The organism is Kitasatospora sp. NPDC058478 (assembly GCF_042720345.1).
Classification (GTDB): domain Bacteria; phylum Actinomycetota; class Actinomycetes; order Streptomycetales; family Streptomycetaceae; genus Kitasatospora.
Genome location: NZ_JBHXML010000052.1, coordinates 25,472 through 50,117, shown reverse-complemented (window position 1 = coordinate 50,117; position 24,646 = coordinate 25,472). Strand labels below are relative to the sequence as shown.

19 protein-coding genes are annotated in these 24,646 nt (G+C 75.1%); 10 read left to right on the top strand and 9 right to left on the bottom strand.

What is annotated here, in order from left to right; all coding sequences use genetic code 11:
- Window positions 1-3: 3 nt before the first annotated feature.
- Together ACFWPT_RS26970 and ACFWPT_RS26965 are read right to left on the bottom strand one after the other, a co-directional pair.
- Window positions 4-3,321, bottom strand: coding sequence for an ATP-dependent helicase (locus tag ACFWPT_RS26970; protein ID WP_380484844.1), 3,318 nt, complete (start codon window positions 3,319-3,321; stop codon window positions 4-6).
- A gap of 152 nt (window positions 3,322-3,473) precedes the next feature.
- Complete coding sequence (locus tag ACFWPT_RS26965; RefSeq protein ID WP_380378186.1) at window positions 3,474-3,836, bottom strand: MGMT family protein; 363 nt, start codon at window positions 3,834-3,836, stop codon at window positions 3,474-3,476.
- A 134-nt stretch (window positions 3,837-3,970) separates the two neighbouring features.
- Between ACFWPT_RS26965 and ACFWPT_RS26960 the strand changes: the two genes are divergently transcribed.
- Entirely contained in the window at window positions 3,971-6,751 is a 2,781-nt protein-coding gene (locus ACFWPT_RS26960) for a flippase-like domain-containing protein (protein ID WP_380484842.1), read from the top strand.
- 60 nt (window positions 6,752-6,811) lie between these two features.
- Here ACFWPT_RS26960 and moeZ read toward each other — a convergent pair whose 3' ends face one another.
- From moeZ to ACFWPT_RS26940, 4 genes are all read right to left on the bottom strand, one after another.
- The gene (gene moeZ / locus ACFWPT_RS26955; protein ID WP_363372596.1) at window positions 6,812-7,990 is read right to left on the bottom strand and encodes an adenylyltransferase/sulfurtransferase MoeZ; all 1,179 of its coding nucleotides are present in this window, start codon (window positions 7,988-7,990) and stop codon (window positions 6,812-6,814) included.
- Window positions 7,991-8,218: 228 nt separating this feature from the next.
- On the bottom strand, window positions 8,219-9,208 hold the full coding sequence (locus ACFWPT_RS26950; protein ID WP_363372593.1) for an NAD-dependent epimerase/dehydratase family protein: 990 nt from the start codon (window positions 9,206-9,208) through the stop codon (window positions 8,219-8,221).
- 118 nt (window positions 9,209-9,326) lie between these two features.
- A complete protein-coding gene (locus ACFWPT_RS26945) occupies window positions 9,327-10,427 on the bottom strand; it encodes a hypothetical protein (RefSeq protein WP_380484839.1) in 1,101 nt (366 codons plus the stop codon).
- Window positions 10,427-12,133: a DUF3492 domain-containing protein gene (locus tag ACFWPT_RS26940; protein WP_380484837.1), complete on the bottom strand. Its 1,707-nt coding sequence runs from the start codon at window positions 12,131-12,133 to the stop codon at window positions 10,427-10,429. Before ACFWPT_RS26940 ends, ACFWPT_RS26945 begins: the two co-directional genes overlap by 1 nt.
- Window positions 12,134-12,928: 795 nt before the next feature.
- Between ACFWPT_RS26940 and ACFWPT_RS26935 the strand changes: the two genes are divergently transcribed.
- The 3 genes from ACFWPT_RS26935 to ACFWPT_RS26925 all read left to right on the top strand — a co-directional run bounded on the left by ACFWPT_RS26935 (window position 12,929) and on the right by ACFWPT_RS26925 (window position 14,407).
- Window positions 12,929-13,579 carry a TetR/AcrR family transcriptional regulator gene (locus tag ACFWPT_RS26935; protein ID WP_063347918.1) on the top strand — a complete coding sequence of 217 codons (651 nt, stop codon included), beginning with the start codon at window positions 12,929-12,931 and terminating at the stop codon, window positions 13,577-13,579.
- Between the two features lie 141 nt (window positions 13,580-13,720).
- Window positions 13,721-13,948 (top strand): DUF3107 domain-containing protein, encoded by a 228-nt coding sequence (locus tag ACFWPT_RS26930; RefSeq protein ID WP_063347919.1) that lies wholly within the window; start codon window positions 13,721-13,723, stop codon window positions 13,946-13,948.
- Between the two features lie 135 nt (window positions 13,949-14,083).
- A complete protein-coding gene (locus ACFWPT_RS26925) occupies window positions 14,084-14,407 on the top strand; it encodes a hypothetical protein (protein ID WP_363372586.1) in 324 nt (107 codons plus the stop codon).
- A 20-nt stretch (window positions 14,408-14,427) separates the two neighbouring features.
- On the opposite strand, the gene ACFWPT_RS26920 is transcribed toward ACFWPT_RS26925, so the two are convergent.
- Window positions 14,428-15,156, bottom strand: coding sequence for a ferritin-like fold-containing protein (locus tag ACFWPT_RS26920; RefSeq protein ID WP_063347921.1), 729 nt, complete (start codon window positions 15,154-15,156; stop codon window positions 14,428-14,430).
- A 706-nt stretch (window positions 15,157-15,862) separates the two neighbouring features.
- On the opposite strand from ACFWPT_RS26920, the gene ACFWPT_RS26915 reads away from it, so the two are divergent.
- From ACFWPT_RS26915 to ACFWPT_RS26895, 5 genes are all read left to right on the top strand, one after another.
- Window positions 15,863-17,830, top strand: coding sequence for a DEAD/DEAH box helicase (locus ACFWPT_RS26915; RefSeq protein WP_380484835.1), 1,968 nt, complete (start codon window positions 15,863-15,865; stop codon window positions 17,828-17,830).
- Between the two features lie 161 nt (window positions 17,831-17,991).
- Window positions 17,992-18,870, top strand: a complete 879-nt coding sequence (locus tag ACFWPT_RS26910) for an alpha/beta fold hydrolase (RefSeq protein ID WP_380484833.1) — start codon at window positions 17,992-17,994, stop codon at window positions 18,868-18,870.
- Between the two features lie 368 nt (window positions 18,871-19,238).
- A complete protein-coding gene (locus ACFWPT_RS26905; protein ID WP_159398440.1) occupies window positions 19,239-19,397 on the top strand; it encodes a hypothetical protein in 159 nt (52 codons plus the stop codon).
- Between the two features lie 311 nt (window positions 19,398-19,708).
- The gene (locus ACFWPT_RS26900; RefSeq protein WP_380378426.1) at window positions 19,709-20,347 is read left to right on the top strand and encodes a DUF6758 family protein; all 639 of its coding nucleotides are present in this window, start codon (window positions 19,709-19,711) and stop codon (window positions 20,345-20,347) included.
- Window positions 20,348-20,418: 71 nt separating this feature from the next.
- Window positions 20,419-21,279, top strand: a complete 861-nt coding sequence (locus tag ACFWPT_RS26895; RefSeq protein WP_063347924.1) for a PHP domain-containing protein — start codon at window positions 20,419-20,421, stop codon at window positions 21,277-21,279.
- Window positions 21,280-21,353: 74 nt separating this feature from the next.
- Here the strand turns inward: ACFWPT_RS26895 and ACFWPT_RS26890 are convergent, their stop codons facing one another.
- On the bottom strand, window positions 21,354-21,995 hold the full coding sequence (locus tag ACFWPT_RS26890) for a suppressor of fused domain protein (RefSeq protein WP_079135643.1): 642 nt from the start codon (window positions 21,993-21,995) through the stop codon (window positions 21,354-21,356).
- A 427-nt stretch (window positions 21,996-22,422) separates the two neighbouring features.
- On the opposite strand from ACFWPT_RS26890, the gene corA reads away from it, so the two are divergent.
- Window positions 22,423-23,544, top strand: coding sequence for a magnesium/cobalt transporter CorA (gene corA / locus ACFWPT_RS26885; RefSeq protein WP_063347925.1), 1,122 nt, complete (start codon window positions 22,423-22,425; stop codon window positions 23,542-23,544).
- Between the two features lie 3 nt (window positions 23,545-23,547).
- Here corA and ACFWPT_RS26880 read toward each other — a convergent pair whose 3' ends face one another.
- Window positions 23,548-24,474 (bottom strand): DMT family transporter, encoded by a 927-nt coding sequence (locus ACFWPT_RS26880; RefSeq protein ID WP_063347926.1) that lies wholly within the window; start codon window positions 24,472-24,474, stop codon window positions 23,548-23,550.
- Window positions 24,475-24,646: the final 172 nt, after the last annotated feature.

Here is a 24,646-nt window from a genome sequence, read left to right as displayed (position 1 = left end):
CCTTCACTCGACGAGTTGCGCCCCGTCCCGCTGGGCGGAGCAGCTGCGGCGGAAGGTGCAGCGGTCGCAGCCGCCGCCGGTCTGCGGGACGAAGCGCTCGGCGAGGACCCGGCCGGCCGCGTCGGCGAGCAGGTTCTCGATCCACGGCTCGCCCTCCGGCGGGTCCTGCCGCTGCACCTTGGGGGCGTCCTGGGCGGCCTTGGCGGCGGGCTCGCGCAGGTGGACGAGTTCGGCGCCGCCGGTGGCCGGGGGGCGGTCGGCGAAGCCGGGCAGTTCGTTGAGGGCCCCGGCGCGGACGGCGAGCTGGTAGACGGCGAGCTGCTTGTGCTCGGGCAGCGACTTGTCGGTGGGGATGTGCTTGCCGGTCTTGAAGTCGACGACGTAGGCGCGCCCGGCCGCGTCCTTCTCGACCCGGTCCATCGAGCCGCGGATGCGCACCGAGACGCCGCCGGCGTCGAGGGTGACGTCGAAGCCGTGCTCGGTGGCGACGAGGTCGCGGCCGCGTTCCAGCACGTGCCAGTTGAGGAAGCGCTCCAGGGCGGCGCGGGCCTGGGTCTTCTCCTGGTGGGACTTCCAGGGCGCGTCGAAGGCCAGCGCGTCCCAGACGGTGTCCAGGCGTTCCATCAGGACGGCGAGGTCGGCGGGGGTGCGCCCGGAGCCGACCTCGTCGGCGAGCGCGTGCACGACGTTGCCGAAGCCCTGGGCGGCGGAGCCGGCTGCGCGGGCCTTGACCTCCTTGTCCAGGAACCACTGCAGCGAGCAGTTCTCCAGTTGTTCCAGGCCGCTGCCGGACAGCCGCACCGGCAGGTCGGCGCTGCGCAGCGGGTCGGGGGCGGCGGTGGCGTCGGCCAGGCCCCACCAGCGGTCGGGGCGGGCGGCGGGCACCAGCGGCTGGCCCTCGTCGTCGGTGGCGGTGGCGAGCAGGGCGAGCCGTTCGGCGGCGGCCCGGCGCAGTTCGGGCGAGCGGGCCGGGTCGACGGTGACGGCCCGCAGTTCGGCGACCAGTGCGGCGACGGACAGCGGGCGGCGCGGGCGGTGGGTGACGTCCTCGACGACGACGGGCGGGGTGCGGCGCACGACCTTGCCGGTCCGCGGGTCGACGTCCTCGCGGTAGAGCTCGCGCAGGAAGCGGGAGGGCTCGTCGCCGTCGTCGGCGGGGGCCTTGACGGCGGTGACGATCAGCCGTTCCCGGGCGCGGGTCGCGGCGACGTAGAAGAGCCGGCGCTCCTCGCCGAGCAGGGCGCCCGGGGAGAGCGGTTCGGCGAGGCCGTCGCGGCCGATCCGGTCGGCCTCCAGCAGGGAGCCGCGGCGGCGCAGGTCGGGCCAGAGGCCGTCCTGGACGCCGGCGACGACGACCAGGCGCCACTCCAGGCCCTTGGAGCGGTGGGCGGTCATCAGCCGGACGGCCTCGGGGCGCACGGCCCGGACGGTGAGGGTGTCGGCGGCGATGTCCTGGGCGTCGAGCTCGGCGAGCAGGTCGAGGGCGCCGCGGTGGCCGGTGACCTGCTCCTCGGCGCGGGCGGCGGTCTCGAACAGGGCGCACAGCGCGTCGAGGTCGCGGTCGGCGTTGCGGCCGGCGGCGCCGCCGCGCAGGGCGGCCCGTTCCAGGCGTTCGCGCCAGCGGCGGCTGCCGTCCCACAGCTCCCAGAGCGCCTCCTCGGCGGTGCAGCCGCCGGCGAGGCGTTCGCGGACCTTGCGCAGCAGGGTGCCGAGGTCGCGGGCCCGGCGGGCGTGGGCGGGGTCGAGGGCGATCAGCCGCTCGGGTTCGGCGAGGGCCTCGCGCAGCAGGTCGCCGGCCGGGCGGGGGGCGGCCGGGTCCCCGTCGGCGCGCAGGGCGGCGCGTTCCTCCTCGCGCAGGGCGCGGCCGAGGCGGCGCAGGTCGGAGCCGTCGAGGCCGCCGAGCGGGCCGGTGAGCAGGGCGTGGGCCAGGTCGGTGGTGAGCGGGTCGGGTGTGTCGGGGTCGCCGTGCCGGTCGCGGGCGGCCTGCTCGGCGCAGACCCGCAGGGCGAGCAGCAGGTGGGCGACGGCCGGCTCCTCGCGCAGCGGCAGGTCGTCGCCGTCGATCTCCAGCGGGACGCCGGCCGCGCTGAGCGCCCGCCGTACGCCGGGGATGGAGCGGGCGCCGGCCCGGACCAGGACGGCCATCTCGCCCCAGGGCACGCCGTCCTCCAGGTGGGCGCGGCGCAGCAGGTCGGCGATCGAGTCGAGTTCGGCGCCGGGGGTGGGGTAGGTGTAGACCTCGGCCCGGCCGCCCTCGCGGGAGGGCAGCAGCGCGCGGTGCTGGGCGAGCTTGTCGGCGGGCAGCCGGCCCATCGGCATCCGCCGGGCGAGCTCCCGGGAGGCGGCGAGCAGGACGGCGCCGGAGCGGCGGGAGACGCGCAGCACCTTGACGTCGGCGGGTTCGCCGTCGGCCCGGCGGAAGGTCTGCGGGAAGTCGAGGATGCCGTTGATGTCGGCGCCGCGGAAGGCGTAGATCGACTGGTCGGGGTCGCCGACCGCGACGAGTTCGCGGCCGCCGCCGGCCAGCTGGCGCAGCAGCCGGACCTGGGAGGGGTCGGTGTCCTGGTACTCGTCGACGAACACCACCTCGTAGCGCCGCCGCAGTTGTTCGGCGACCTCGGGGCGTTCGGCGAGCAGGACGGCCCGGTGGACGAGTTCGGCGTAGTCGAGGACGCCGCGCAGGTCGAGCACGTCGAGGTAGTCGGCGAGGAAGTGCGCGGCGGCGGCCCAGTCGGGGCGCTGGACGCCCTGGGCGAAGCGCTCCAGTTCGGCTTCGCCCAGGCCCAGCTCGCGGCTGCGGGCGAGGACGGCGCGGACCTCGTCGGCGAAGCCGCGGGTGGTCAGGCAGGCCCGCAGGTCGAGCGGCCAGTGGATCCGGGAGCTGCCGAGCTTCGCGTCCTCGGCGCCGCCGGCCAGCAGTTCGCGGACCATGACGTCCTGCTCGGGGCCGGAGAGCAGCCGCAGCGGTTCGGCGTAGTCCTGCGGGTCCTGGTGGGCGCGCAGCAGGGCGTAGCTGAAGGAGTGGAAGGTGGTGGCCTGGGGGGCGGCCGAGGAGGAGCCGAGCCGGGCGGACATCCGGTCGCGCAGTTCCGTCGCGGCCTTGCGGCTGAAGGTGAGGACGAGGATGCGCTCGGGGTCGGTGCCGTGCTCGATCCGCCGGGCGACGGCCTCGACCAGGGTGGTGGTCTTGCCCGTCCCGGGGCCGGCGAGCACCAGCAGCGGCCCGCCGCCGTGCTCGACCACGGCGCGCTGGTACTCGTCCAGCACGGGTGGGGCGGGCTGGACGAGCGGGCTGCGCACGAGCCGGTACGGGGAACTCACGGAGGCGGATCCTGGGGTTGTGCTGGAGGCGTGGCCGGGCGGGCCCGCCGGGGCCCGCCCGTATCGAGCCTACGATCCTGCCCCGTCATTCCCGTCCGCGCGGCCGTTTCGCGGCATCCCCCGGTCCGCGGCATCCCCATTTTGCGGCGACCTCATTGCTCGCCGCCCGGATCCCGCCCGTCCCAGCGGGCCCGCCGCAGGTCGACCCGGGGCGGGTCGGCGAGTTCGCGCAGCGGGGTGCCCTCCTCGCCGTAGTGGGCGAGGGCGCGGTGCTCGTGTCCGGGCAGGAAGCGGCCGTCGGCGCGGATGACCCGCCACCAGGGGACCGAGCCGCCGTACAGGGCCATCACCCGGCCGACCTGCCGGGGGCCGCCCTGGCCGAGGTACTCGGCAACGTCCCCGTAGGTCATCACCCTGCCGGGTGGAATCCGCTCGGTCAGGTCGAGCACCAGTTCGGCGAAGGGTGGCAGGGTGTCCGGGAGGCCGTCGTCTGTTACGTCCGTCACCTGCGGCATTCTTCCTCACGGGGGCGCACCCGCGGCCCCGTACGAACGATCCGCCGCGCCCGATCCGGCCCCTGTCCAGCACGGGGCGCCGAGGCATGCCACCATCTTCGGGGCGGTGAGTGGTGATACGAGGACAAGACCAGATGACCGGGACGGCTGACGTGGGTGTGGACGAGGACTCCGACGAGTCCGCCGCCGCCGTGCCCTCGGCTCCCGGTGATGGGCCCGCGACCGGGCCGACACCGGAAGTCTCCCTGATCAAGGACCTGACGATCAAGACCCCCGCGCCCGCCGAGGCCTCCGAAGAACCCGCCGAACCCGCCGAAGCCCCCGGGGAACCGGCCGCCGAAGCCCCCGGGGAACCGGCCGCCGAAGCCCCCGGGGATCCGGCCGCCGCCGCGCCGCCGGCCCGGCGCCCGCTGCCCGACTACCACGACCCGCTGGGCGACACCCCGCACCTGGACGTCGACGAGCCCCTGCTCGCCGCCCGGGCGCACCGCCCGTCCGACCTGATCCGCTTCCTGGCCGGCGTCCTCGGCATAGTCGCCGTCTTCGTGCTGGCGGGCATCGCCACCTCGACCACCACCGGCATCGAACAGGACATCGCCACCAACGCGCCGCACTTCTCCGCGGTGCTCTCCACGATCACCGGCCTGCTCTCCAGCGTCGCGGTGCTCGCCGTACCGCTGGCCTTCGCGGTCGAGCGGCTGATCAAACGCGACGGCCTGCGGGTCGCCGACGGCGTGCTCGCCTCGGTGCTCGCCTACGGCGTCTCGCTGGGCATCGACTGGTGGGTGGCCGAGGGCGCCTCCGACCACATCCGGGACGCGCTGACCAGGCTGCCGATGGACAGCAACGGCACCCTCACCGACCCGGTGCACGGCTACCTCGCCCCGGTGATCGCCTACATGACCGCGGTCGGCATGTCGAGCCGCCCCCGGTGGCGGGTCGCCCTGTGGGTGGTGGTGGTCTTCAGCGGGATCACCGAACTGCTCGGCGGCTACACCACCCCGCTGTCGCTGCTGCTCACCGTCCTGATCGGCTGGTCCGTCGCGTACGGCACGCTGTACGCGATCGGCTCCCCGAACATCCGGCCCACCGGCCAGCACCTGATGATCGGCCTGCGCAAGGTCGGCTTCACCCCGGAGAGCGCCCACCGCGCCCCGGACGCACCCGGCGGCACCCGCCGCTACTACGTCACCCAGCAGAGCGGCCCGCCGCTGGACGTCCACATCATCGACCGCGAGCAGCAGGCCTCCGGCTTCTTCTACCGGGCCTGGCGGCGGCTGCGGCTGCGCTCGGTGGCGGTGCGCCGCAGCCCGCAGTCGCTGCGCCAGGCGCTGGAGCAGGAGGCCCTGATCGCCTACGCGGCGGCCGCCTCGGGCGCCCGCGCGCCGCAGCTGGTCGCCACCTCCGAGCTGGGTCCGGACGCCGCGATCCTGGTCTACGGCAAGGTCGAGGGCCGCATCCTGGACGAGCTCTCCGACGAGGAGGTCACCGACCGGGTGATGGCCTCGCTCTGGGAGTCGGTGGCGGCCCTGCACGAGCGCCGGATCGCCCACCGCCGGCTGACCGGCGAGTCGCTGCTGGTGGTGGACGAGAAGACGGCCTGCCTGGTCAACCTCTCCGGCGGCGACATCGCCGCCACCGACCTGACGCTGCGCATCGACGTCGCCCAGCTGGTCACCACCTTCGCGCTGCGGATCGGCCCGGAGCGGGCCGTCGCCACCGCCAACGCGGTGCTCGGCGCCGACCGGGTCGCCCAGGCGCTGCCGCTGCTCCAGCCGGTCGGGATGAGCCGCTCCACCAGGGTCGACCTCTCGCGGCTCACCAAGGAACGCAAGACCGTCGCCCGGGCCAGGGCGCTGGAGCAGGTCGCGGCCGGCGAGCGCACCCAGCAGCAGGCCGAGGAGGACATCGCGGTGGCCGGCGAGGACCTGCTGAGCCGCATCCGCGGCCAGATCCTCCAGATCGCCCCCGAGGCACCGATGGAGCCGGCCAAGCTGGAGCGGCTGAAGCCGAAGAGCCTGATCATGGTGATCGCGCTCACCTTCGCCGCCTACCTGGCGCTGACCACCATCAAGCCGGCCCAGCTCAAGCTCTCCCAGATGGACTGGGTCTGGGCGGCGGCGGCCCTGCTGGCGGCCGCGTTCAGCTACGTCGCCGCCGCGATGAGCCTGACCGGCTTCGTCCCGGAGAAGCTGCCGTTCCGGCGCACCGTCGCGGCCCAGCTGGCCGGCTCCTTCGTCAAGCTGGTCGCGCCCGCCGCGATCGGCGGCATCGCGCTCAACACCCGCTACCTGCAGAAGGCCGGGATCCGCTCCGGCCAGGCGGTGGCCTCGGTCGGCGCCTCCCAGCTGGCCGGCCTGGCCGGGCACCTGCTGCTGCTGTTCAGCTTCGGCCTGATCACCGGCAGCCAGACCAACGGCGACCTGTCCGCCTCCCGCGCGGTGATCATCGGCGTGCTGACCGCCGCCGTGCTCGCCCTGGTGGTGGCGGCGGTCGCGCCGCTGCGCCGGTTCGTGCTGGGCCGGCTGCGCTCGCTGTTCTTCGGCGTGGTGCCGCGGATGCTCGACCTGATGCAGACGCCCAGCAAGCTGGTCACCGGCTTCGGCGGCATCCTGCTGCTGACCCTGTCCTTCACCGCCTGCCTGGACGCCTCGGTGCAGGCCTTCGGCGGCGACGTCAGCTTCTCGGCGGTCGCGGTGGTCTTCCTGACCGCCAACGCGGCCGGCTCGGCGATCCCCACCCCGGGCGGCATCGGCCCGGTCGAGGTCGCCCTGATCGGCGCCCTGACGGTCGCGGACGTGTCGCCGGCGGTCGCCACCCCGGCGGTCTTCCTCTACCGGGCGCTCACCTTCTGGCTGCCGGTGCTGCCGGGCTGGATCTCCTACAACGTGCTGCAGCGCCGCGGCGCGCTCTGACGTCCACCGGATACGCGGAAGGGCCCGCCGAGGCGGGCCCTTCCTGCACGTTCCGGCGTCCTAGTAGACCGGCTTGTGCGGCTCGATCTGGTTGACCCAGCCGAGCACGCCGCCGCCCAGGTGGACGGCGTTGGCGAAGCCGGCCGCCTTGACCACGGCCAGCACCTCGGCCGAGCGCACGCCCGACTTGCAGTGCAGCACGATCTTGCGGTCCTGCGGCAGCTTCTCCAGGGCGTCGCCCATGAGGAACTCGTTCTTCGGGATCAGCACCGCGCCGGGGATGTTGACGATCTCGTACTCGCCGGGCTCGCGGACGTCGATCAGGAAGATGTCCTCCTTGTCGTCCTGCCACTGCTTGAGCTGCGCCGAGGTGACGGTCGAGCCCGCGGCGGCGGCCTGCGCCTCCTCCGACACGACGCCGCAGAAGGCCTCGTAGTCGATCAACTCGGTGACCGTCGGGTGCTCGGAGCAGACGGCGCAGTCCGGGTCCTTGCGGACCTTGACCTGGCGGTAGTTCATCTCCAGGGCGTCGTAGATCATCAGCCGGCCGACCAGCGGGTCGCCCACGCCGGCCAGCAGCTTGATCGCCTCGGTGACCTGGATCGAGCCGATGGACGCGCACAGCACGCCCAGCACGCCGCCCTCGGCGCAGGAGGGGACCATGCCCGCCGGCGGGGCCTCCGGGTAGAGGCAGCGGTAGCAGGGGCCGTGCTCGGCCCAGAACACGCTGGCCTGGCCGTCGAAGCGGTAGATCGAGCCCCACACGTACGGCTTGCCGAGCAGCACCGCGGCGTCGTTCACCAGGTAGCGGGTGGCGAAGTTGTCGGTGCCGTCCACGATCAGGTCGTAGCCGGAGAAGATCTCCATGACGTTGGAGTTGTCGAGGCGCTCCTCGTGGAGGATCACGTCGACGTAGGGGTTGATCTCCTTGACCGAGTCCCGCGCCGACTCCGCCTTGGAGCGGCCCACGTCCGACTGGCCGTGGATGATCTGGCGCTGCAGGTTCGACTCGTCGACCACGTCGAACTCGACGATGCCCAGCGTGCCGACACCGGCCGCGGCCAGGTACATCAGCGCGGGCGAGCCCAGGCCGCCGGCGCCGACGCACAGCACCTTGGCGTTCTTCAGCCGCTTCTGCCCGGCCATGCCCACGTCGGGGATGATCAGGTGGCGGGAGTACCTGCGGACCTCGTCAACGGTGAGCTCGTCGGCCGGCTCGACCAGGGGTGGCAACGACACGGGGACTCCGATGGGTGTCTGGTTCAGGTGGCCTGGGCCAGCCTCATGGTGGTTGCTGCGCCGCCACGCGGGTGGCTCCTAGGCCAACAGTGTCACGCCCCTCCGGTATTCCGAGACAGCTCGTCCGATGGGCGAGACGGCCAGCGTCGGATCGTGGGACCGCCCGCCGGAGCCCGGAAAAGCGCCCCGGGCCTGTGCCGACAGGCCCGGGGCGCTCCCGGTGGCCGCTCAGACCCGGCAGGCCGTCTCCAGCCAGACGTCCCCGAGCGACTCCTCCAGCGGCACCTGTGTCCGCCAGCCGAGACGGTCCCGGGCGGTGCGCACGTCCGCCTGCCGCCACGGCACCGGCTCCCCCGCCGCGACCCGGCCCTCCGGCCGGTGGCCCTCCACCCGGTGGCCCGGCAGGTGGTGGCCGGGCAGGTGGTCGCCGACCGGGCCGCCGGCCTGCGCGGGCAGCAGGACCTGCCGGTTCTCCTCGACGATCGCCCCCTCGAAGCCGGACGCCCGGACCAGCAGCTGGGCCGCGTCCCGGGCCCGGACGGCGTGCCCGCTGCCGATGTTGACCACCCCGGTGGCGGCCGACACCGCCGCCGCCTGGATCGCCCGCGCGACGTCCCGCACGTCCACGAAATCCCGGTATCCGGACAGGTCCGGCATCCGCACCTGGGCCTCGTCCCGCTCCAGGGCCCGCCGCAGCCCCTCCGCGAGCCGCCCGAACAGCGAGGCGGTCGGCGCCCCCGGGCCCACCACGTCGAACACCCGCAGCACCGCCGCGTCCAGGCCCGACGCCAGCACCAGCTCCGTCCCGGCCAGCTTGGACACCCCGTACGGGCCGACCGGCCGCGGCTCGGCCTGCTCCGACACCGGCACCCCGCCCGGCACCGGGCCGTACTCGGCGGCCGAGCCGACGTGCACCAGCCGGGCCGGCTCCCGGCTGCGCCGGATCGCCTCGCAGACGGTGGCGACGGCCAGCGTGTTCGACCGGATCAGGGTGCGCGAGCTGCCGTAGGTGGCACCCGCGCAGTTGATCACCACCTGCGGCACGACCGCGTCCAGGAACCGGGCCAGCGCGCCCGGGCTTCCGGTGGTCAGGTCGAAGCGGATGTCGGCCGAGTCGCGCCGGCCGAGCACCGTCACCTGCAACTCCTGGTCCATGAGCAGACGATCGGTGACCCGGCGGCCGATGAAACCGTCGGCGCCCAGCAGCAGCACCCTCATCGGGGGCGTCCTTCCACGAAGCGAGGTCGGGGACGACCTGGCGGACTGAAATCAAGAGCGGACTGAGTGAGAGCAACGAGAAGGGGGCGGCACCCGGGGCCGCACCGGCGGGCGGGGCTCAGCGGTGCGAACCGGCCCGGCCGAGCACGGCCCAGGCGTACGCCAACAGCACCGCGGCGACCGCGCCGCCGCCGAGCAGCCCGGCCGTCGGCCCGGAGCGGCCCAGGGCGAGCAGCCCGAGCACCACGGCGGGCCCGGCCAGCGCCCCCGCCGCCGCGGCCGTCGTCCGGCCGCAGCGGGCCAGCAGCGCGGGCAGCACCAGCAGCAGGCCCAGCACGCCCTGCGCCGCCCACTGCGCGGCGCCGGCCCGTTCGGCCGCCAGGTGCAGCAGGCCCCCGCCGTGGCCCGGCCCGGGGCGCGGCGCGAGGACGGTCAGCACCGCCAGCGCGGCGAAGGTCAGCACCGCGAGCACCGCCAGGTGCAGGGCGACCGCCACCGGGAGCACCGGCCGCATCCGGGACCGGAACTCGGCCAGCGTGGCCGCCGCGCCGAGATGGCCGCGGCCGACCTGCCGGTACCAGCGGGCCGCCCGCTCGGCCGACCCGGCCGACACCGCCCCGGCCAGCACCAGCGCGGCGGTCAGCCGCCGGTCCCCGTCCGCCGCGGCCAGCGGGAGCAGCAGCAGCGCGGCCAGGCCCAGCCCGTACCCCAGCGCCGCCGGGCGCCACCGGGAGCCGGCCCGCCGCGGCGCCCGCGCCGGGCCCAGCCCGTCCACCGCGCGGCAGGGGCCGGTGCACGGCGGGCCGGGCTCGACGGCGGGGTCCGCGGCCAGGGCGGGCACCAGCACCAGCGGGACGGCGGCCGGCAGCAGCACCGGCCAGCGGACGCCGAGCGCGACCACGGCCGCGCAGGGCAGCGCGGCCAGCGCGGCGGCGGTCAGCGTCGCCCGGGTCGCGGCGGCGCACTCCCGGCCCGGCGGCGGCTCCGGCGGGGGCGGGCGGCGGGGCACCCGCGCGTACAGCTCCTCGGCGAGCGAGAACAGGTCGGCGTGCCGGCAGCGCGCGGCGGCCTGCGGGCCGAGCCCGGCCTCCTCCAGTCCGGCGGCGATCTCCAGCGGGTCGACGGCCCGCTCGCACAGCGCCCGGTGCTCGGCCATCACCTCGCGCACCGGATCCCCCACCGGGCTCCCGGAGCCGCCCGACACCGCGCCGCCCGCCATCAGACGGCCTCCGCGAGGGCGCCGGGGCGCTCTTGCGCGCCGGCGTCGCCGCCCTCGTCCTCCGACCGCTCGGACCCGGCCGGCCCCGCGCCGTGGCGGCCGTCGGGGCCGTCCGCCGCGTCCGGGGCGCCCTGGCCACCCGGGCCGTCTTGGCCGCCCGGGCCGTCCGGCGCGCGGCGGCCGTCGGCGAGCCAGTACTCGGCGGGCCGGGCGAACGGGCGCGGCGGCTCCCCCGCCGCGCCGCCGGCCCCGCCGCCGGGGAAGGCCGGGTACTGCGAGACCAGCTCCAGGTAGATCTCCCGGAAGGCGCCGATCACCGGCTCCACGGCGAAGCGTTCCTGCGCCCGCAGCCGCCCGGCCAGCCCGAGCCGGGCGCGCCGCTCCTCGTCGCGCAGCAGCGCCAGGCAGGCGCCGGCCAGCGCGCGCGGGTCCCGGGCGGGCACCAGCAGCCCGGTCGGCCCGACCACCTCGCGGGCCACCCCGACGTCGGTGGACACCACCGCCCGGCCGCTGAGCATCGCGTCCGCGAGCAGCCGGGGGCTGCGCTGGGACAGCGCGGAGAAGACGGCCAGCGTGCCGCCCTCCCAGACCTCGGCGAGCGAGCCGGGCCGCCCGGCGAAGTCCACCGCCGCGGCCAGTCCGAGCCGCTCGGCCAGCGCCGCGCAGTGCGCCCGGTAGCCGGGCGCGGCCTCCTCGCCGTGGATCACCAGCCGGGCGCGCGGCAGGTCGGCGTGCACCTGCGCGAAGGCGTGCAGCATCAGTTCGGTGTCCCGCCCCGGCTCCAGCGCGCCCGCCCACACCAGGGTCGGCGCGGCGGGCTCGGGCCCGGCCGCCGGGCGGACCACCGCGGGCGTCCCCTCGTACACCACCCGGGTGCGCGCCGGGTCGGCCCCGCAGCGGCGCTGCCACTGCTGGTCGTGGGCGCTGCCGGGGGTCAGGACGGCCGCCTGCCGGTAGGTCTCCTCGGTGAGCGCCCGGAAGTACGCCAGCAGCAGCGCCCGGACCGGCCACCGGTACGGTGCCTCGCGGTAGCCCAGGTACTGCTCGCGCAGGTGCAGGCCGTGCTCGGTGACCACGAACGGCACCCCGTGCAGGTACCGGGCGACCAGTGCGGGCAGCGCCGCGGGGCCGCCGCCGACCACGTGGCACAGGTCGGCACCGCCGAGGCCGTCGGGCCCGGTGCCGTACCAGGGCGCGGACAGCGGCCGCAGGCACTGCTCCAGCAGGTCCGCCGCGACCAGCACGTCGCGGACCAGCGGCTGCCCGGCCGAGGTCTCCGCGCCCGGCAGCCGCCAGACCCGCTCCAGGGTGCGCCGGGCGTGCGCGGAGGCGAGGAAGGCGGGCAGCGTGCCGTCCTCCCGGGCGAGGACGGCCAACCGGTACAGCCCGGCCCCGAAGCCGGCCCGCTCCCCCGGCAGCACCAGGGCTCTGACCAGGTCCTCGTACGCCCGGGCGTACTGGCGTCTGCGCAGCGCGCCGGGCACCCGGCCGCCCGGCCGGCGCCCCCACAGCGCCAGCTCGCGCGCCCCGCGCCAGGCGGGGGACGGCCGCTCGGCGGCGCCCTGGCCGGCCTGGCCGCCTTGGCCGGTCAGCAGGTACAGCCCGAACTCGTGCTCCGGCAGGCCCGCGGCCAGCCGGTCGCACCAGCCTCCGGCGCCGCGCCGGGAATGTGGGCGGGCACCCTCGGTGAGCAGGGCGATGCGCACGGGAGACCTCCAGGGCAGAGCGGATCACGGGCGGGCGGGATCGACGGATGGCTTGAGCGGCTTGAGTGGTCACCGGGGCGGCCCCGCACGGCGGCGGGGACGGTCCGGGGGCGAGGAGTCCGGTCGGCCGGGTACGACACCGCGACGTTCCCCCGGGGCGGGGCACCACCGAGCGGTGGTGCGGCCGTCCGGCCCGACGGTCCGGTCGCGCCCCTCCCGCGATCCGTTCCCCCGGGCGCACGCCCGTTCCGGCGGGCCGGGCCCGACCCGCCGGGCCCCCTGGGTGCGGCCGCCCCCGGATTTCCCCGGCGTCCGCGGCCTCCCCCACACCTGTTCGGTCCGACAGCAGAAAGGTAGGACCGGGCCCGGGCAATCCATCGGTCACATGCCTGGTTGCCACCTGAACGAGTGAACGAGCGTGACCTCGCCCCGAACCGGGCCGTTACCGGGCGGTCCGCGCGACCGGGCGCCGGTCGCCGACCTCCCCGCTCATGACGGACGATGGGAGTGACCTTGTTCGCCGCCGCGAGGGGTCCCCGGGTCCGCTATGCCCGGCCCGTGCTCCGCGCTCGGTGACACCGCCGGTGCGGTGCGTCACGAGGTTCGGATTCCGGCGGCCGGGACGGCCGTTCCGGCCCCTGTCACACCCCTGCCGACGCCGAGGTCAGCGCCGTATTGTGGGCTCCTGACAAGGAGGCCGAGGTCCTTTTCTCACTCCCGCCGAACGCGGAAGCGGTTACCGAAAAGTAGAATCGGCCCTCTTGCCAGCCCCGAACAACCGAAGTGAGGAGCGCCGTGACGGCCATCCAGGAGGCGCAGGAGCGCCCGCGCGGTGCCCGCCTGCCGCGAAGCGCCCGCCGTGAACAACTGCTCGGTGCCGCCCAGGAGGTGTTCGTCGCGCAGGGTTACCACGCGGCCGCCATGGACGACATCGCCGACCGCGCCGGGGTCAGCAAGCCGGTGCTGTACCAGCACTTCCCCGGGAAGCTGGAGCTGTACCTGGCACTGCTGGACAAGCACTGCGACGCCCTGGTCGAGTCGACCCGCGACGCACTGTCGACGACCACCGACAACAAGCTCCGGGTGGCCGCGACGATGGAGGCGTACTTCAACTACGTCTCCAGCGAGTCCGGCGCGTTCCGCCTGGTCTTCGAATCGGACCTGACCAACGAGCCGGCTGTGCGCGAGCGGGTCGAGCGGGCCTCCGAGGCGAGCGCGACGCTGGTCAGCAAGGTGATCCAGGAGGACACCGACCTGCCCGAGGCGGAGTCCAAGCTGCTCGCCGCCGGGGTCTGCGGCCTGGCCCAGATCACCGCCCGGTACTGGCTGTCGCAGGGCCTGGACATCCCCCGCGACGAGGCGGTGCGGCTGGTCGCCAGCCTGGCCTGGCGCGGGCTGAAGGGCTTCCCGATGCACCCCGTTTCAGAGGGCGGGGAGGCCCTCTAGCAGGGGTGATCCACCGAGCTTCGCCGCCGCGGTGATCCCGTGCTCTATGGTGAAGCCGTACGGCGCGGTCGTCGCGAACGCTTGTCCCAGGCGGTCGGGGTGTCCGCGCGTGGAGGCTGCAACCCCGGAGGGACGGAAGCCGTGGAGGTCAAGATCGGCGTGCAGAACACGCCGCGCGAGATCGTGATCGAGAGCACGCAGAGTGCCGATGAGATCCAGAGCGCGATCGCCAAGGCGCTGGAGGGTTCGGAGAAGCTCTTCGCGCTGACCGACGAGCACGGCCGCCGCGTCATCGTCCCGGCCGAGCGCCTGGCGTACGTGGAGATCGGCGAGCAGGCCGCCCGCAAGGTCGGCTTCGGCACCGCCTGAGGCGTCGTCCGAGCTGCTCACCCGGTGCCCCGCTCCCCCAGGGAGCGGGGCACCGTTGCGTGTACGGCCGGGTCGGCCGGGGTACGGCGACAGTGCGGCCGTCGGCGCCGCGCGCCCGTCCCCGGGGAGGCAGTTTTGCTGGTCGAGTCGATCGCCTTCGCCCTCGTCGGCCTGGCCGCGGGCCTGGCCGCACTGCTGGCGCGGCCCGCGTACTTCCGGGCGGCCCGCACCCTGACCCTGGGCACCGCCCTGGCGGCGGCGCTGCTCGGCGGGACGGTGGCGCACTTCTGCCTGGACGGGCGCTACCCGGCGGTGTCGATCGCGGCCGCCGCGCTGGCCTCGGCGGTGCTGACCACGACGCTGGCCCGGCCGGACCTCGCCGCCGGGCGGGCCCCGGCGCACCGGCACCACCCGCACCGGGCCGGTGTCCACCGCACGCGGCGCCACCGGCCGGCCTGACGCCTGGGGCCGGACAGGCCCTAGCTGGCCAAGCCCAGAGCGGCCATCCGCCGGGTGTGCGCCTCGGTGATCCGGTTGAACATCTTGCCGACCTCGACCAGGTCGAAGCCCTGCACCTGGACGCCGCCGACCAGCAGGTTGGACAGCGCGTCCCGCTCGGCGACCACCCGCTGGGCCTGGCTGAGCGCCTCGCCCATCAGCCGCCGGCCCCACAGCGCGAGCCGGCCGCCGGAGCGCGGGTCGGCCTCGATGGCCTGGCGCACCTTGTCCACCGCGAACTGGGCGTGCCCGGTGTCGGACATGACGCCGAGCACCAGGTCGCGGGTGTCGTCGTCGAGCCGGACGGCGACCTCGCGGTAGAAGTCGGTCGCGATGGCGTCGCCGACGTAGGCCTTGACCAGGCCCTCCAGCCAGTCCGAGGGCGCGGTCATCCGGTGGAACAGCTCCAGCGGCTCGACGAACGGGCGCATCGCCTCCTGCGGGTCGGCGCCGATCTCGGCGAGCCGGTCGTGCAGGCGCTGGTAGTGCTGGAACTCGGCGGAGGCCATCCGGGCCAGGGCCGCCTTGTCGGCGAGGTCCGGCGCCAGCTTGGCGTCCTCGGCGAGCCGCTCGAAGGCGCTCAGCTCGCCGTAGGCGAGTGCGCCGAGCAGATCCAGCACCGCCGCCCGGTAGCCGGGGTCGGCCGAGCACGCGGCCCAGTCCCCGATCGAGCCGGCCGCGGCGTCCTGCGTCTCACCATGGGTCTCCATGACCCGCCACCTTAGTCCCGCCAGCCCGGGGGACCCACCCTGGCCGACCGTCGGCCGGTCGCCCGGGTGACCGGCCGGAACACTGCTTCCGGCCCGGGTCGGCAGGGGCAATGTCAGACGCGTCACGTGTTCGAGTCGTCGCCTGACTGTATGGTGGTACGGAGCCCCGTCGTGTTCGCACGGTGTCACCGCCGTCTCGGTGTCCCGCGCAAGCCCGCTCCGAAGCGGCACCGTCCATCCGGACGTGTCCGCACCGGAGCCACGGGTACTCACGTACGCGGATGCCCGGTCGGAGAGCCGATCGGCTCCGACCATGGCTTGGACTTCAAGCCTTGGCACCGCATCAGTGGCCGAGCGAGGGCCGCCGAGACCGCGCCCCCTGGCGAAGGTCCCGCGCAGGTCCCTCATGGGAATCCTCCCCGACGCCGCCGGCGACGCGCCCCGCACAGGGCAGCGCGCACCGGCCGGCCGCAGGGACCGGCGCGGTTGTGCGTCCGCTCAGCTGCATCAGGGCCGCCAGGCCCGTACGCAGCCGTGCGGCTGCCCGCCCGCCGCTCGCTCTCGGCCCCTTTCACACGGAAGAGGCAGCACCCTGTCCACCACCGCTGAACCCATCAAGACGACGTTCCGGGATCTGGGAATCCTCCCGGAGACCGCCGAGGCGCTCGAGTCCGTCGGCATCGTCCACCCCTTCCCCATCCAGGAGATGACCCTCCCGGTCGCGCTGACCGGCCACGACGTCATCGGCCAGGCCAAGACCGGCACCGGCAAGACCCTCGGCTTCGGCCTCCCGCTGATCGAGCGCTGCATCGTGCGCGCCGACGTGGACGCCGGCCGGGCGACCGAGGAGCAGCTCTCCGACGGCCCGCAGGCCCTCATCGTCGTCCCGACCCGCGAGCTCTGCACGCAGGTCACCAACGACCTGCAGACCGCCGGCAAGGTCCGCGACGTGCGCGTCCTGGCCGTCTACGGCGGCCGCGCGTACGAGCCGCAGGTCGAGGCGCTCGCCAAGGGCGTCGACATCGTGGTCGGCACCCCGGGCCGCCTGCTGGACCTGGCCGGGCAGAAGAAGCTGAACCTGTCCAAGGTCCGCTCGCTGGTCCTGGACGAGGCCGACGAGATGCTCGACCTCGGCTTCCTGCCGGACGTCGAGAAGATCATCACCATGCTGCCGGCCAAGCGGCAGACCCTGCTGTTCTCGGCCACCATGCCGGGTCAGGTCATCAGCCTCGCCCGCCGGTACATGAGCCAGCCCACCCACATCCGGGCCGCCGCCCCGGACGACACCGGCACCACCGTCGCCAACATCGAGCAGCACATCTTCCGCGCGCACTCGCTGGACAAGGTCGAGCTCGTCTCGCGCATCCTCCAGGCCGACGGCCGCGGGCTGGCGATGATCTTCTGCCGGACCAAGCGCACCGCCGCCGACGTCGCCGACCAGCTGACCCAGCGCGGCTTCGCGGCCGGCGCCGTCCACGGCGACCTCGGCCAGGGCGCCCGCGAGCAGGCGCTGCGCGCGTTCCGCAACGGCAAGGTCGACGTGCTGGTCTGCACCGACGTCGCCGCCCGCGGCATCGACGTCGAGGGCGTCACGCACGTGGTCAACTACCAGTGCCCCGAGGACGAGAAGACCTACCTGCACCGGATCGGCCGCACCGGCCGGGCCGGCGCCTCGGGCACCGCCGTCACCCTGGTCGACTGGGACGACATCCCGCGCTGGCAGCTGATCAACAAGGCGCTGGAGCTGACCTTCAACGACCCGGAGGAGACCTACTCCACCTCGCCGCACCTGTACGAGCTGCTGAAGATCGCGCCGGGCACCAAGGGTGTGCTGCCGCGTTCGGAGCGGACCCGGGCCGGGCTCGGCGCGGAGGAGGTCGAGGACCTCGGCGAGACCGGCGGGCGCGGTGCGCGCACCGCCCGGGCCAAGGGCCCGCGCAGCGGCTCCGGCCGCACCGGCGCCCCCGAGGCCGCCGTGGCGACCGAGGAGAAGCCGCGCCGCACCCGTGAGCGCCGCCGCACCCGCGGGGGCTCCACGGTCGCCGAGGGCGAGGCCGGGAGCGTCGTCGAGGCCGCCGCGGCCCCGGCCGTCGAGGGCACCGAGGGCGAGGCGGCCCCGCGCCGCCGTCGCCGCCGTTCGCGCGGCGCCGCCGCCGGCGAGGCCGCTGTGGTGGCCGAGGCCGTCGCGGTGACCGAGGCGGCCGTGGCGGCCGTGGCGGCTCCGGTCGCCGAGGCCCCGGCCGAGGTTCCGGCCGCGGTGGCCGTCGTGGCCGCCACCGAGGCCGTCGTCGAGGCCGCCGTCGAGGAGAAGCCGGCCGCCCGCACCCGGACGCGCACCCGCAAGCCCAAGGCGGAGGCCGTCGAGGCCCCGGCCGAGGCACCCGCCGCCGAGGCCGTCGTCGAGACCGCCGTCGCGAAGAAGCCGGCCCCCCGGACGCGCACCCGCAAGCCGAAGGCGGAGGCCGTCGAGGCCGTCGCCGAGGCACCGGCCGCCGAGGCCGCCGTCGCGGAGAAGCCGGCCACCCGGACGCGCACCCGCAAGCCCAAGGCCGCGACCGCCCCGGCGGCTCCGGAGGCTGCGGCCGCCGACGCCGCGACCGAGGTCCCGGCCCCGCGCAAGCGCACCCGGGCCCGCAAGGCCGCCGCCGCGCCGGAGGCCACCCCGGAGAGCTGACGCACCCCGCCCCGGAGGGGGCGGGCCGGGCCCCTGGTGGCCTGGCCCGCCCCCTCCGGCGTTCCGGCGTTCCGGCGTTCCGGCGTTCCGGCGTTCCGGCGTTCCGGCGCAGGCTGGATAGGGTCGGGGTTACCGGCCAGTCGCCCGCAGGAGAGCAGCCCATGAGCACGCCGCCGTTCCTCACCCTTCCCCGCTGTGCCCGCGCGCTGCGGCTGTCGACCAGCCGCGGCGGGTTCGCCGCGCTGCGGGCCGAGCCGGACGGGCCGGTGCGCGGCTCGGCACTGCTGGTGCCGGGCTTCACCGGCAGCAAGGAGGACTTCATCGCCCTGCTGGAGCCGCTGGCGGCGGCGGGCTACCGGGTGACCGCCGTCGACCAGCGCGGCCAGTACGAGACCGGCGGCCCGGACGACCCGGCCGCGTACACCGTCGAGGCGCTCGGCGCGGACGTCCGGGCGCTCACCGAGGCCGTGGCCGCCGACGGCGGCGGGCCGCCGCACCTGCTGGGGCACTCCTTCGGCGGCCAGGTGGTCCGGGAGGCGGTGCTGGCCGCGGCCGCGGACGGCCCGTCGCCGTGGCGCTCGCTGACCCTGATGTCCACCGGCCCGGGCGCGATCGATCCGGCCGAGGCGGCCCGCACCAAGCTGCTGCTGGACGTGCTGCCGGTCATGAGCCTGGAGGAGATCTGGCAGGTCATGCGGCAGATGGAGGAGGGCAGCGGGGACCAGAAGCAGCGCCCGGAGCCGGCCGTCGCGGAGTTCCTGCACCGCCGCTGGCTGGCCAACGTGCCGCTGTCGCTGAGCGTCACCGGTGGTCATCTGGTCGCGGCGCCGGACCGGGTGGCCGAGCTGGCCGCCGCCACCGCCGGCCTGCCGGTGCTGGTGCTGTCCGGGGTGCGGGACTACGCCTGGCCGGTGCCGGAGCAGACCCGGATGGCGGAGCGCCTGGGGGCCCGCCGGGTGGTCGTCGAGGACGCCGGCCACTCCCCCAACGCCGAACGCCCGGCCGCCACGGCCGGGGCGCTGGCCGCGTTCTGGGCCTGAACCGGGCCGATCCGGAGAGTGGTCTGAACCACTTCTCGAAGTTCGACCGTCTTCAACACAGGACAAAAGTCGTTAGTTACGGTAATCTTTGATTCTGTCCGGGAATCATCGCCGGCCTCCGCGTCGGCGCGAATCAGCCGAAACCTGGACTTCACGGGCGGGCAACGACCCGGAAGCACCACCACGTCACCGTGGTTCACGAGGCACCAGACGCACCGGGCAAGCAGGGGGAGCCCTTGCCGCAGCAGACCGCCGCACGTACGAACCGAGCGATCCGGCCGCACCGCCGGACCCGTAGGACCCCTCAAGGGCTGGTATCCACCCAGCCTCAATCGCCCCGACCGACGGGGCAGGAACAGGAGACGCCCATGACGAAGACCATGCGCTTCGAGATCGTTCGACTGGACGACGCCAACGGCTCCGCCGCCGACCGCCTGATAGCCGACGCCGAGACCGTCCGCGAGTTCGTCCAGGCCGCCGCCCGCACCGGTGAGCGCCTGCTCATCCGCCCGTGCCCGACCGTCTGACCACGCGCGGCGCCTCCGACCGGGAGTCCTCACCCGCCGCCGACGAGCCGGGAGCGTCCGATCCGGACGTTCCGATACCCGACTGACGCCCTGTCACCGCGATCGCCGATGACGGGGCGTCAGTGTGTCCGGGCCCTGCGCCCGTCGACGTTTGCCGCCGCCCGCCACGGGACATCCCCCAACGGGAACCGCCCGTGCCGCGCCGCCCCACCCCGCGCCGAACGGGCCCCGCCACCGACAGGTGCCGCCGAGCCCTCCGTACGGGTGATCGTCCTTGACGCGGCGGTCCGGAGGGAGGAGCGTTGTCGCCTATGAGGGGCGAGCCAAGCTGCCCGAGGTGCGCCGGTCGGGTCCGCGCCCCCGGTCTGTTCTCAGACACCTGGCAGTGCGACCGGCACGGAGCCGTGCACCCGATGCAGCCCGTGCTGCCACCGAGCGTCGAAGCCCTGGGCGTCGCCGTCGCCCGCTCGCAGGTCCCCGTCTGGCTGCCCTGGCCGCTCCCGGTCGGCTGGCTCTACACCGGCATCGCCCACGTCGGCGACGACGTCTCCGGCGCCCGGGCCACCGCCGTCGCCTGCTCCGGACCGGCCCCGCTCGGCGGCTTCGGCGAGCTGGTGCTCGTCGCCGAGGAGCTGGGGGTCGGCCTCGGCGCCCGCTACGCCGGGATGCCCGGGCCCGATCCGGGCGACTCCGTCGGCCTCTACAAGCCCGCCGACGCCAAGCTGCTGGCCGCCGGCCGGCCCACCCCGATGTTCCACATCCCGGACGCCCCGGCCGACCGCGCGGTGTTCGCCGGCGAGGCCCGCGGCCTCTGGCTCTGGGCGGTCGCCTGGCCCGAGCAGTCCGCCCTGGTGATGTACGACGAACTCGTCCTCACCGACCTGCGCGAGGCCGGCGCCGAACTGGACCTGCTCCCCTGCGGGGCCCTCTCCCCCCGCCTGCTGGGATAAGTCCCGTCCGGCCGGGGCCTGGCGCCCTGTCCTATCCTGGGCGGCACCCCGAGCCCCCAGGAGTCCGCCCCGTGCGCATCGACCTGCACGCCCACAGCAACGCCTCCGACGGCACCGACAGCCCGGCCGAGCTGGTCGCGGCGGCCGTGGCCGCGGGCCTCGACGTCGTGGCACTCACCGACCACGACACCGTCGCGGGCCATGCGGAGGCCGCCGGGGCGGTGCGCGCGCTGCCGGCCGGCAGCCGGCTGACCGTCGTCCCGGGCGCCGAACTGTCCTGCGTGGTGGGCGGCGTCAGCATGCACCTGCTGGCGTACCTGTTCGACCCGGACGAGCCGGAGTTCGCGCGCGAGCGGGAGCTGGTGCGCACCGACCGGTTCCGGCGCGGGCGGGCGGTCGTCGAGCGCTGCCGCGAACTCGGCGCGGACATCAGCTGGGAGCAGGTGCAGCGGATCGCCGGGGCCGGCTCGGTCGGGCGCCCGCACATCGCCAGCGCGCTGGTCGAGGCGGGCGTGGTGGCCACCGTCTCGGACGCCTTCACCGCCGAGTGGCTGGCCAACGGCGCCCGGGCGGACGTCCGCAAGCACGAGACCGACCCGATCGAGGCGGTCCGGCTGGTCCGGGCCGCCGGCGGGGTGCCGGTGTTCGCCCACCCCGGCGCGGTCAAGCGCGGGCGGACCGTCCCGGACCAGGTGATCGCCGACCTCGCGGCGGCCGGGCTGGCGGCGCTGGAGGTCGACCACACCGACCACGACGAGGAGACCCGGGTGCGGCTGCGCGGCCTGGCCGGCGAACTGGGGCTGCTGGTCACCGGCTCCAGCGACTACCACGGCAGCCGCAAGACCGTCCGGCTCGGCGAGCACACCACCGATCCCGCGGTGTACGAGGCGCTGCTGGCGCAGGCCACCGGCGCGAAGCCGATCGGCGGCTGAGGGCCGCACGCCGGGGTGCGGGGGCGCGGCGGGAGCGCGGGGCCAGGACGGGAGACCCGCGGCCTGAGCCCCGGTCAGTCCAGCCGGACGCCGCGGCGGTCCGGGTCGCGCAGGTCGGCGCCCTGGTCCAGCCAGCGCTCCTGGAGCGCGGCCGCGCCGTGCACCCGCTTCCAGCCGGCCTCGTTGGGCGTCATCGGCAGCAGCGGCAGGAAGCGGACCGGGTCGGCCGGCTCGTCCAGCTCCAGGTCCGGCACCAGGCCGCCCGGCTCGGCGGCCAGCACCGAGGTGAACGGCGCGCCGTCCCACAGCGGGGCGCCGAGGTCCAGCGAGCCGCCGGGGGCCACCACCAGTCCCTCGACCTGCGGGGTCGCGGCCAGGGTGGCCAGGCTGCGCAGCACGCTGTCGCGCCCGCCGCGGACGGTCAGCACCAGTTCGGCGCGCGGGCCGCGCAGTTGGTCGGCCACCGGTGCGGTCGGGTCGGCCATCGGCGCGGCGGCCATGCCGAGCGTCGCGTACCGGACCAGGCCGTCGGCGTCCGGGCCGAAGCGCAGCACCTCGATCCGGTCGGTGCCGAGGAAGGTGACCGCGGCGCGGCCGCTCGGCTCGCCGAAGGTGGTGATCAGCCGGGCCTCGACGGCGGCCAGCACCGCCTCCCGGGAGAGCGCCGGGGAGCTGCCGCCGTGGGGTTCGCCGAAGAGCGGGAAGTCGTGCGCCATGCCGGTGAGCGTAACCCCCGGGGGCGGGCCGGCCGCGTGCGGGCGGCCCGGGCAAAGCCTCGGGAAAGCCCGGGGCGCCGATGGTCGGTCAGATGTTAGGGTGAGCGACTGGCCACCGGAAATCCTCAGGTTCCCGGGGCGGCGGCACGAAGGAGGTGGTTGCGGTGGATACCGGCCGACCATGCAGTACCGGCAGCTCTACCCGGCCCCGACTTCCCCGTACCCCTCGCCACGCAGGCTGAACCGGCTGAACCAGCCGAGGTAGCCCGGGCAGGCCGGACGCGGACGAACCGGCCGGGAGAGCACCCTCACCCCCCTTCACCGGTGTTCTTCGCCGTCGCACCACGGCCGCCCGCTCCTCCCCCGCCTTCCGACCGGGGGGACCCCTACGCCGCTGTGCGGCGGCTCCTGTTCCAGGGAGCCTGCCATGTCGATGATCAACAGCCTGCGCGCCGCCGTCCGCACCAACCGCCGCCGCTCCGCGGTCGGCGCGTACGACGCCGTCCCGGTGGGCGCCGGCTCGGCGGTCGTCGACTGCGCGGTGTACCAGCACGGCAAGCGCCACGGCGAGACCTGCAGCCCCCGCGAGGCCGCCCGCCGGATCAAGGCCGCACACCAACTCCCGGACGGGGACGGCTCGTTCAGCTGGATCGGGCTGCACGAGCCGACCGAGGCCGAGTTCGAGGGCATCGCCCAGCGCTTCGGCCTGCACCCGCTCGCAGTCGAGGACGCGGTGCACGCGCACCAGCGGCCCAAGGTCGAGCGCTACGACGACGTGCTGTTCGCCGTCTTCAAGACCATCCGCTACGTCGAGCACGACCAGCTCACCCCGACCAGCGAGGTGGTGGAGACCGGCGAGCTGATGGTCTTCGCCGGGCGGGACTTCGTGATCACCGTCCGGCACGGCGGCCACGGCTCGCTGCAGGAGCTGCGGCACCGACTGGAGGCCGACGCGGACGAGTCCGGACTGCTCGCCAAGGGCCCGTCCGCGGTGCTGCACGCGATCGCCGACCACGTCGTGGACAACTACCTGCTGGTCTCCGAGCGGCTGCAGAACGACGTGGACGAGATCGAGTACGGCGTCTTCTCGGCCAAGGGCGGGCGCAGCGCCGACGTCGGCCGGGTGTACCAACTCAAGCGCGAGGTACTGGAGTTCAAGCGGGCCGTGGTGCCGCTGCTGCGCCCGATGCAGCAGTTGTCCGAGCCGCTGCAGCGCCTCGTCGACCCGGACATCCAGAAGTACTTCCGGGACGTCGCCGACCACCTGGCCCGGGTCACCGAGCAGGTGCACGGCTTCGACGAACTGCTGAACTCGCTGCTCCAGGCCAACCTGGCGCAGGTCTCGGTGGCACAGAACGAGGACATGCGCAAGATCACCGCCTGGGCGGCGATCTTCGCCGTGCCCACCATGATCACCGGCGTGTACGGCATGAACTTCGAGTACATGCCCGAGCTGCACCACAAGTACGGCTATCCGATGGTGCTCGGCGCCATCATGCTGATCTGCGTCGGGATGTACCGGGGCTTTCGCCGCAACGGCTGGCTGTAGCCACTACCGCCGGCCGCCACGGGCGACCAGGACCAGGCCCACCAGGATCAGCACCACCGCCGGATACGCCGCCACCGGGGGCCACTGGCCGAGCCAGAGGGCGGCGATCAGGGCCGCGCCCGGCGTCTCCAGCAGGATCGCGGTGGAGGTGATCGACGGGCCGAGGCTGCGCACCACGCGGTTGCTCAGCGAGTGGCCGAGCAGTTGGGCGGCGACCATCAGCAGCACGATCTGCCACCACACCCCGGCCGGCCAGCCGGCCAGCGGCGTCCCCGCGACCAGGCAGATCGCCAGCAGGCCCACCGCGGTGGTGGCGTAGCAGACCAGCGTGTACGCGGTGGTACTGACGGTCTTGCGGACCTCCGCGCCCAGCAGCATGTACCCGGCGGCGGCCAGGCCCGCGCCGAGGGCGAGCGCGTCGCCGAGCAGCGCGCGCGGGGAGAGCGAGAGGTCGACGCCGGTCAGCACCAGCACGCCGGCGAAGGCCACGCCCGTACCGAGCCAGACCATCCGGGGGGCGCGGACGCCGAGCAGTCGCATCAGCAGGATGGTCCACAGCGGGGTGGTGGTGACCAGGGCGGTCGCCGAGGCCACCGAGGTCATCCGCAGGCTGGGCATCCAGAGCGCGAAGTGCACGGCGAGCAGTACGCCCGCCGCGATCGCGAGCAGCAGCGCCCGCCGGCCGATCCCGCGCAGTTCGGCGCGGTGGCGCAGCAGCGCGTACGGGCCGAGGACGCCGACCGACATGACGTTGCGCCAGAACGCGATCGCCAGCGCGGGCGCGGCGGTGGCGCTGATCAGCGGGCCGGACAGCGAGATGCCGGCGATGGAGACGGCGAGCAGCAGCAGGTCGGCGGTGGGGAGCGGGTGCGCCGGCTCGGTGGCGGTGGCGGCTGGTGCGGGGGCGGTCGCGGGCCGGGCGGCGGGCACGGCGCTCCTCTGCTGGTCACGTGGGCTGGGGCGAGGCGGGGGCCGGGCTGAACCGGGCTGGGGCTGGACCGGGCCGGGCTGGACCAGGCCGGGGCTGGGCGCTCCTACGGTAAGGCCCGTGGCTAGCCGATGGAACTGTCGCCCGACGGTTGAGACAACTCGTGGACGGCGG

What these genes read in the sequence shown, in the direction of transcription:
- ACFWPT_RS26965 (WP_380378186.1), bottom strand. Translation starts at nt 3,836, where the DNA reads ATGCCGCAGGTGACGGACGTAACAGACGACGGCCTCCCGGACACCCTG.
- ACFWPT_RS26960 (WP_380484842.1), top strand. Translation starts at nt 3,971, where the DNA reads ATGACCGGGACGGCTGACGTGGGTGTGGACGAGGACTCCGACGAGTCC.
- ACFWPT_RS26950 (WP_363372593.1), bottom strand. Translation starts at nt 9,208, where the DNA reads ATGAGGGTGCTGCTGCTGGGCGCCGACGGTTTCATCGGCCGCCGGGTC.
- ACFWPT_RS26945 (WP_380484839.1), bottom strand. Translation starts at nt 10,427, where the DNA reads ATGGCGGGCGGCGCGGTGTCGGGCGGCTCCGGGAGCCCGGTGGGGGAT.
- ACFWPT_RS26920 (WP_063347921.1), bottom strand. Translation starts at nt 15,156, where the DNA reads ATGGAGACCCATGGTGAGACGCAGGACGCCGCGGCCGGCTCGATCGGG.
- ACFWPT_RS26915 (WP_380484835.1), top strand. Translation starts at nt 15,863, where the DNA reads ATGACCCTCCCGGTCGCGCTGACCGGCCACGACGTCATCGGCCAGGCC.
- ACFWPT_RS26910 (WP_380484833.1), top strand. Translation starts at nt 17,992, where the DNA reads ATGAGCACGCCGCCGTTCCTCACCCTTCCCCGCTGTGCCCGCGCGCTG.
- ACFWPT_RS26905 (WP_159398440.1), top strand. Translation starts at nt 19,239, where the DNA reads ATGACGAAGACCATGCGCTTCGAGATCGTTCGACTGGACGACGCCAAC.
- ACFWPT_RS26900 (WP_380378426.1), top strand. Translation starts at nt 19,709, where the DNA reads ATGAGGGGCGAGCCAAGCTGCCCGAGGTGCGCCGGTCGGGTCCGCGCC.
- ACFWPT_RS26890 (WP_079135643.1), bottom strand. Translation starts at nt 21,995, where the DNA reads ATGGCGCACGACTTCCCGCTCTTCGGCGAACCCCACGGCGGCAGCTCC.
- corA (WP_063347925.1), top strand. Translation starts at nt 22,423, where the DNA reads ATGTCGATGATCAACAGCCTGCGCGCCGCCGTCCGCACCAACCGCCGC.